A 6,483-nucleotide genomic window follows, 5' to 3' on the forward strand; every position below is an offset into this window, starting at 1 on the left:
AAAATATTCTCCATAACTGGATTCATCATGATTTCGCTTTTCATCCTTTCCCTTTCCATCGCCGTCACCATCAACTTTACGCCGCTCTATTCGTTTGACATCGATTATTTGGAAATAACGGAAACGCTTAAAATGCCAAAGGAACAGATTTCAACAAATTACCGCATCCTCCTGAATTACCTGAATATGCCTTGGATAGCAGAACTTAACATGCCGGATTTTCCCAGTTCAGCGCGTGGGCTATTCCACTTTGTTGAAGTAAAAAAACTCTTTGCCTTAGATTACCTAATCCTATTGTTTTCCGGCGTAGGCACGTTTGGATTTGTGCGGTATCTGAATAGGATACAACAATCTTGGCAGCTCCTGCTCTACTTCCGCCGGGGAACCCTTATTCCCCTTGCTATTCTTTTGGCTCTCCTGGTTAGCTTCGACACGCTGTTCGTGCTGTTCCATCAAGTTTTCTTTAACAATGACGCCTGGCTCTTCAATGCCACTACTGATCCTATTATCTTAGCTTTACCTGCCGAGTTCTTTATGCACAGTTTCCTCTTGGCCTTTGGATTAATCGAAGTCTTCCTAATCCTGGGGTACTTCACTACTAAATATCGAATCTCTGCCCCAAGCCGTTGATTAAAAAGGTTATGGTTCATAAGAAAAACAGGGCTCTCCATCGAAAGCATGGGAGCCCTGTTTTTATCGAAAATTTATCGATCTATGATTTTCCTTATACAGCATACTGGCTGGTCTGACCCGATTCTGGAAGGGGGTCAAACCAGCCAGTGCTTTTTTCGTTCCTGCTTCGTTTTATTTCGGCTCTAATTTCAATGTCATAGCATTGATGGCAACAATTACAGTCGAAAGTGACATCAAGACGGCACCGACTGCTGGACTTAATGTTATGCCAATTGGTGCTAGTATTCCTGCAGCTATTGGGATCGCGATAAAGTTATACCCTGCTCCCCAAGCAAGATTTTCTTTCATCTTACGTGTGGTCTTCTGAGCCAACTCGATAAAGGATTCAATGTCGCCAGGGTCTGACTGTGTCAAGATGACATCGGCTGAATCCAATGCTACTTGAGTTCCGGCACCAACAGCTATACCAACGTCTGCTAATGCAAGAGAAGGTGCATCGTTGACCCCGTCACCGACCATGATAACTTTCTTTCCTTCTGCTTTAAGTTTTTCAACTAATTCATATTTGTCTTGAGGAGATTGATTAGCTAGATAATCAATACCTAAAATTTCTGCAGCTCCTTGAGCTGCTTTTTCATTGTCACCCGTTGCCATAATCGGCTGAATCTTGTTCTTTTTAAGGGCTTGTATTAAGTCTTTACTTGTCGGTTTTAATTCATCCCCTAAAGCTACAGCACCGATTGCTTCGTCGTTTTCTACTAAGACACTGAGGGTTGCTCCTTTTGGAATATCCATATCCAGATTACGTCTATATGCTTTTTGACTGATTAATTGATAACGATGTCCGTTAGCTTGACCTTCTACACCAGCGCCAGAAATAACATCAATCGAATCAAAACTTACTGGACGTATCCCTTGCTGTTCTGCGTAACTAATAATTGACTGAGCGATAGGGTGACTAGATCCACCTTCGATACCTGACAATAAGGCAACGATTTCATCTTTCGTATATTTATCATTAAAGAGTTCAACATCTAATACTTTAAACTCACCAGTTGTTAAAGTTCCAGTTTTATCTAAAACCATAACATCTGCGTTTGTAGTCAACTCCAAAGCGTCCCGGTCTTTCACTAATAATCCCCGACTGGCCCCTAAGCTGGTACTACGAGCAGTCACCAATGGAATAGCCAGACCCAGGGCATGCGGGCAAGCAATAACTAATGTGGTGACTGTAAAAATAACTGCCGTTGGTACATCAGCGATAATCATCCATATAACAAGGGCAATAAGCGCTACAATAACCGCAATATAAAAGAGCCATCCTGCAACTTTTTGTGCAAGATTTTCTGCTCGAGAAGATTGGCCTTGAGCTTGACTGATTAATGCCTGAACCTGAGAAATGAAGGACTTATCGCCCGTCTGCTTTATTTCCACATAGAGGACTCCGCCACCATTGGTTGATCCACCGATGACCTCATCTCCGGGATTTTTTTCAATTGGTTTCGATTCCCCAGTCACAAGCGCTTCGTTTACACGGGATTCTCCGCGAATAATGATACCATCAGCTGGAACATTTTCTCCTGCTTGAACACGGATAACATCTCCAACCTGAAGTTCAGACACAGGGCGCGTCTCAATCGAATCGTCTTCTAAAACAACATGAGCATCTTTCGGCACCAACTCAGCCAATGCTTTTTGCGCGTCCCCTGCTTCACCCAATGCCTTCATTTCAATCCAGTGTCCTAATAACATGATTAAAATTAACGTTGCAAACTCAAAGAAGAAGTCCATGACATGTTCTCCAGTTACATATCGAGCGGCCACTGCGTAAACACTATAGGCATAAGAAACCGTTATTCCCAAAGTAATCAAGGACATCATGCCTGGAGCTTTTGAATTAAACTCATCTTTCGCACCCATGTAGAATGGTTTTCCGCCATAAATGTATAGAATTGTTGCCAATACAGCTGCTACAACGTCTGCATAAGGAAAGATAATTTGGAAAGGCAACTGAATATCCATCATAGGAGTAATGAGTAAGATTGCAATTCCTAATGGGAGTGACTTCAAGAAAATCTCCTTAAAGCTACCGTGATGGTGGTGGGCATGCCCTCCCATTGCGCCATGATCCATTTCACTGTGATCCATCTGACTATGATTCATCTTGCTGTGATCCATCGCACTATGATTCATCTTGCTGTGATCCATCTGACTATGTTCCATTTCATTATGGTCGTGTTTTGAGTGATCCATGTCGCCGTGATTATGATGACTATGTGACGAATGCTTTTTGTTATTCCTCATTTTTAATTCCTCCTTATTATATTAGAGACTGATTTTAAAATTTTAGAACTTTCTCATCTAACACTGCATATAATTCTCATGAAAAGGGTTCTATATTTTATCTCTATCTACTATCTATGAATAAATGGTATTCGTACTTTATACACTTAATACTGAATAGTTAGTTTCTGCTAAAGCAGCATTGAGCGTTTCGGTATCAATCTCTGTTTGACTTTCAAGTACTGCTTTTTTAGTCGCTAAATCAACCTCTACAGATTCAACCCCTTCAATAGCTGAAAATTTTTCTTGCACTGTATTGGCACAACCTGCACATTTTACGCCATCTAATAAGACTTCTTTTTTCATTATTCTATTCCCCTTTTTATTTTTTTATCTTCTCCTATTATTAGAATAGGAAGAAGTTTAAATCCCAGATAAGCTACGTGTTTTCTAAACAACTGCTGGTTTGAATCGTCTTAACCGTAAAGCATTGAGCAAGACCGATACGGAGCTGAAACTCATGGCGACTGCCGCAAACATTGGACTCATCAATGGTCCGCCAAAAATATACAAGAGACCCATCGCGACTGGAATACCTACAAGGTTGTAAGCAAAAGCCCAGAACAAGTTTTGTTTAATGTTTCGTAGCGTTGCATGACTTAAATCAATCGCAGTCAATACAGCGGTTAAATCATTACGCATAAGGACAATATCAGCCGATTCAATCGCCACGTCTGTACCTGATCCAACTGCAATACCGATATCTGCTTGAGCTAATGCGGGTGCATCGTTAATGCCGTCTCCAACCATCGCTACCTTCTTGCCTGCCTCTTGTAGTTTTTTGACTTCCTCTGCTTTATCTTCAGGTAATACTTCACTTAATACACTGTCTATACCCACTTGCTTAGCAATCGCTTTGGCTGTACGTTTGTTATCTCCAGTAATCATGATTACTTCAACACCGCGTCTTCTAAGTTCTTTAACAGCCTTCATACTATTTTCCTTGAGTGTGTCAGCTACTGCGATAATTCCAGCTAGTTCTCCATCAACAGAGAGATACATCGGTGTTTTTCCTTCGTCTGCTAAACGATTGGATTCTTTTTCCATGCTTGATAAATCAATCTTTTGCTCTAGCATCAGTTTACGGTTTCCAATGTACATATCTTTGCCCTCAATTTCAACTCGAATCCCGTGTCCAGGAATCGCTTCAAAATGATCTGGTTTAGCTAATGTCATGTTCTCTTCTTTTGATTTTTGTACGATGGCTTCGCCTAATGGGTGTTCAGAACCTGTTTCACCAGAAGCTGCATAATATAAAAGATTTTCTTTAGTAATAAGAGGAGTTACCAAAATATCCGTCACGATAGGTTTACCTTCTGTCAGTGTCCCTGTTTTATCAAATACAATCGTGTCTAAATTATGAGTGGTTTCTAACGCCTCACCACTTTTTATCAAGACACCATGCTCTGCCCCTTTTCCGGTTCCAACCATAATACTTGTTGGAGTCGCCAAACCTAAGGCACATGGACAAGCAATGACAAGGGTTGTTATGATAACGGATAAAATAAATATTCCAGATTGACCTGCAATTAACCAAGCAATCCCTGCTAAAACGGCTAATGCTATAACAATCGGTACGAAATATCTGGTAATGATATCGGCCATTCGAGCAATGGGTGCTTTAGACCCTTGAGCATCTTCTACTAATTTTATGATTTGAGATAGAGTTGTATCACTTCCCACTCGAGTCGCGCGGTAATCAATGGAACCATTTTTATTGATACTAGCCCCAATAACCTCGTCTCCACTTTCCTTTTCCACGGGGATACTTTCTCCTGTCAGCATTGATTCATCGACTGAAGTGCGTCCCTCAACAACAACACCATCTACAGGCATACTTTCTCCCGGACGAACTCGAATAACATCTCCTAAAGCGACTTCGTCCACAGTAATCTCTTGTTCCACACCATTACGTATCACTCGAGCTGTTTTAGGAACCAAGTTGACTAATTTTTCAATCGCTGAGGACATTTGCCCCTTTGATCGCTCTTCTAAAAATAACCCTAACGTATGAAGAGTTAAGATAACTCCAGTCACTTCATAGTAAAGTAAATCTGAAAAGTTCCCGTAACCTAAGCCAGCCCCGATCGTCGCTGCCAGACTGTATACAAAAGCGGCCGCGGTACCAAGGGCAATCAGGGAATCCATATTTGGGTGACCTTTAAATAAGGTTTTGAATCCCTTCTGGAAATATTCCCAGCTTACTACCATTATCGGCAAAGTCAGAATAAGTTGTAAAAGAGAAAAATTAAATGCATTTATCATTGGGTCAACGATATTTGGTAGAGGCATACCGACCATTGGACCCATGGATATAATTAGTAAAGGGATTGTAAATATAATGGATATCCCAAAACGATTTGAAAGTTGCTTCATTCTTTTTTCTTTTTTCTCACGCTTCTCTGCTCGTGAATTATCTTGAGTCTCAGTTGTTTCTAATACGGCTGCATAACCACTATTGGATACAGCACCAGTCACATCAGATACTGAAATTGCTGACGGGTTATAAGAAACTTGCATTTTTTCTGTCGCTAAATTGACTGAAGCTTTATCTACGCCCGACAACTTTCCGACAGCTTTTTCAATTGTCTGTGCACAGGATGCACAGGTCATCCCTTCAATTGCAAAGGTTTGCGTCGTTCCTTCTTGGGCAATCAGTTCATACCCTGAATTATCCACCGCTTTTTGTAGATTTTCTACCGAAAAAGTTGGTTCATCGTACTCTATACTTAACTTCTCTGTTGCTAGGTTCACGGAAGCCTGTGTGACCCCACGTACTTTTTTTGCCGCTTTTTCTACTGTCTGCGCACAAGACGCACAGGTCATACCTTCTATGGCAAACGATTTATTCTCCAATTTTCTCGCTCCTTATTCTCCATGATGATGTAAATGGCACTCGCATTGCCCTTCTGTACACTGACAATCCACTTCTTCTACTGCGAAAGCTTTTTTCATCTCTAATATTTCTTCTAGTCGCTGGATATCATCGAAGCTTAAGACATGATCTTCAATGATACTCCCTACTACATTCCCGACATTCTTTCGACAAATACGATCGAAAATATCGTTTGTAAAACTTCTTACCGCTTCTTTCTCTTCGATATTTGCCGAATAAATATATTTTCTACCTTCTTGTTCTGTATTCAGTGCGCCTTTTTCCACGAGTCGACCTAAGAGCGTTTTGGTTGTCGCTTGTTTCCAGTCCATTTTCTCTCCCAATGTAGAAATGACTTCTTTACTAGTCACTCGACCATTCGCCCAGACTACACGCATAACTTCCCATTCAGCATCGGTTATATGAAGGTCTACAGCTATAGTACTCATATTCTCTCCCCCTTTCGTTTACGCGCGTAAGCATTAATGCTAAATAGAGTTTACACTAGTAAACGATTATTGTCAAGAGTTTATGTAAATGAATAATTTGTGATTTATTATTTTTTAGGTTCTGTTGCGAAGTTTGAAAATCAAACGCGCCCTCTCTGAACTCCAAATATCTTAGGCTGTTAT

At 40.8% G+C, this 6,483-nt stretch carries 5 protein-coding genes; 1 reads left to right on the forward strand and 4 read right to left on the reverse strand.

The features are described 5' to 3' along the window. Window positions 1–27 precede the first annotated feature (27 nt). A complete protein-coding gene (locus HMPREF2961_RS02210) occupies window positions 28–630 on the forward strand; it encodes a TIGR01906 family membrane protein (protein ID WP_025479482.1) in 603 nt (200 codons plus the stop codon). 174 nt (window positions 631–804) lie between these two features. On the opposite strand, the gene tcrB is transcribed toward HMPREF2961_RS02210, so the two are convergent. From tcrB to tcrY, 4 genes are all read right to left on the reverse strand, one after another. Beyond that, on the reverse strand, window positions 805–2,937 hold the full coding sequence (gene tcrB, locus HMPREF2961_RS02215; RefSeq protein ID WP_002335390.1) for a copper-translocating P-type ATPase TcrB: 2,133 nt from the start codon (window positions 2,935–2,937) through the stop codon (window positions 805–807). A gap of 138 nt (window positions 2,938–3,075) precedes the next feature. Further along, window positions 3,076–3,282, reverse strand: a complete 207-nt coding sequence (gene tcrZ, locus HMPREF2961_RS02220) for a copper chaperone TcrZ (RefSeq protein WP_002335389.1) — start codon at window positions 3,280–3,282, stop codon at window positions 3,076–3,078. Window positions 3,283–3,366: 84 nt separating this feature from the next. Next, entirely contained in the window at window positions 3,367–5,832 is a 2,466-nt protein-coding gene (locus HMPREF2961_RS02225; RefSeq protein WP_002335388.1) for a heavy metal translocating P-type ATPase, read from the reverse strand. Between the two features lie 12 nt (window positions 5,833–5,844). Next, window positions 5,845–6,300: a copper-responsive transcriptional repressor TcrY gene (gene tcrY, locus HMPREF2961_RS02230; protein ID WP_002294574.1), complete on the reverse strand. Its 456-nt coding sequence runs from the start codon at window positions 6,298–6,300 to the stop codon at window positions 5,845–5,847. Window positions 6,301–6,483: the final 183 nt, after the last annotated feature.

The sequence above is a fragment of the Enterococcus sp. HMSC076E04 genome, from assembly GCF_001814285.1.
GTDB lineage: Bacteria > Bacillota > Bacilli > Lactobacillales > Enterococcaceae > Enterococcus_B > Enterococcus_B lactis.